This is a genomic window from Actinoplanes palleronii (genome assembly GCF_016862315.1).
Taxonomy (GTDB): domain Bacteria; phylum Actinomycetota; class Actinomycetes; order Mycobacteriales; family Micromonosporaceae; genus Actinoplanes; species Actinoplanes palleronii.
Genome location: NZ_BOMS01000216.1, coordinates 1 through 1,678 on the forward strand (window position 1 = coordinate 1; position 1,678 = coordinate 1,678).

General features: G+C 72.3%; 1 protein-coding gene. It reads right to left on the reverse strand.

Annotated elements, in window-relative coordinates:
• Nucleotides 1-356: 356 nt before the first annotated feature.
• The gene (locus Apa02nite_RS50670; RefSeq protein WP_203831570.1) at nucleotides 357-1,247 is read right to left on the reverse strand and encodes an ABC transporter ATP-binding protein; all 891 of its coding nucleotides are present in this window, start codon (nucleotides 1,245-1,247) and stop codon (nucleotides 357-359) included.
• Nucleotides 1,248-1,678 lie beyond the last annotated feature (431 nt).

Below are 1,678 nucleotides of genomic sequence, written 5' to 3' on the forward strand. Positions count from 1 at the left end.
CAGGTGTGCCTCAGTGCTGCTGTCACACCCCTGCGAGCCAGCCGCGGTCCCGCTCCCAGCTGGCCCCCAGAGGTGCGCCGGCACGCTGTCGCTGGCTGGTTGTCAGGGGTGTGTCGGTCTTGTTGTGGCACCTCTGTGGGCCAGCCGTGGTCCTGCTTCCGGCTGGCTTTTAGGGGTGCGCCGGCGTGCTGTTGCCGGCTGGTTGTCAGGGGTGTGTCGGTCTTGTTGAGGCACCTCTGTGGGCCAGCCGCGGTCCTGCTCCCGGCTGGTCCTCAGAGGTGCGCTGGCGTGCTGTCGCCGGCTGGTTGTCAGGGGTGTGTCGGTCTTGTTGTGGCACCTCTGTGGGCCAGCCGGGGTCAGGGGTGGGCGGCGGCCGGGGCTGGGGTGTGCACGCCCAGCTCGGCCAGCAGATGCACGCGCAGGGCGGCCAGTTCCGCGTCGCCGCGGTCGCGCGGGCGGATGCCGGGCACCTCGACGATCGACCGGATGGTGGCCGCGCCGGGCGGTGTGATGTTCCCGGTGCGCTTCCCGGCGTCGTCTCCGGCGTTTCTTCCGGGGTCCTCGCGGGTGCGCTCGTCAGCGTCCTCGACGGCGTCTTCGCGGGTGCGCTCGCTGGTGCCGAGCAGGACCACTCGGTCGGCCAGGTGCAGGGCTTCGTCCACGTCGTGGGTCACCAGCAGCACCGTGGTGCCCGCGGCCTGCTGCACCTCGGCGAGCAGGTCCTGCATCCGCAGCCGGGTGAGCGCGTCCAACGCCGCGAACGGCTCGTCCAGCAGCAGCACCCCGGGCCGCCGCGCCAGCGCCCGGGCCAGTGCCGCCCGCTGCGCCATCCCGCCGGACACCTGCCGGGGCCGATACCGCCCGAACTCCGCCAGCCCGACCACGGACAACCAGTGCTTCACCTCGGTGCGGGTCCGTTCCCGGCTCGTGCCACGGGGCAGTCCGAACGCTACGTTCCGCTCGATGCTCCGCCACGGCAGCAGCCTCGGCTCCTGGAACACCACCGCACACCGCGCCTCGATACCCCGCACCTCACGGCCGTCCACCCGCACGCTGCCGGAACTCGCCGTCTCCAGCCCGCCGACCAGCCGCAGCAACGTCGACTTCCCGCATCCGGACGGCCCGAGCAGCGCCACCACCTCACCGGCGGCAACGCTCAGATCCACATCAGCCAGCACGGCCCGCTGCCGGCCACCGGCGCTGAACACCTTGCCGACACCGTCAAGTCGCAGGGGAACGGCGCTCATGCCGCGCAGCCTACCTACAACTCCTACCAACTTACTAGATTCAAACAGCGAAATCCCTGAATTAGTGATCATCTTCTCCGCACCGCACCGCACCGCACCGCACCGCACCGCACCGCACCGCGCCCTGTCCCCCTGCGACGGCGCAGGGCGCTCCGCGCGCTGGGACCAGCCCCCGAGGGCGTCGGCAGCCCGAGATCAGACCTCACGGGCCGGTGGGAGCACCCGGTCGGGGTTGGCGGGGCGGTGGAAGTCCGCGTTCGGCGTCGGTGGGGCGGCAGGGGGTCCGTGCTCGGTGTCGAAGGGGCGGTGGAGGTCCGCGCTCGGTACCGGTGGGGCGGCTGGGGTCCGCGTTCGGTGTCGAAGGGGCGGTGGAGGTCCGCGCTCGGTACCGGTGGGGCGGCAGGGGTCCGCGCTCGGCGTTGGAGGGGCCG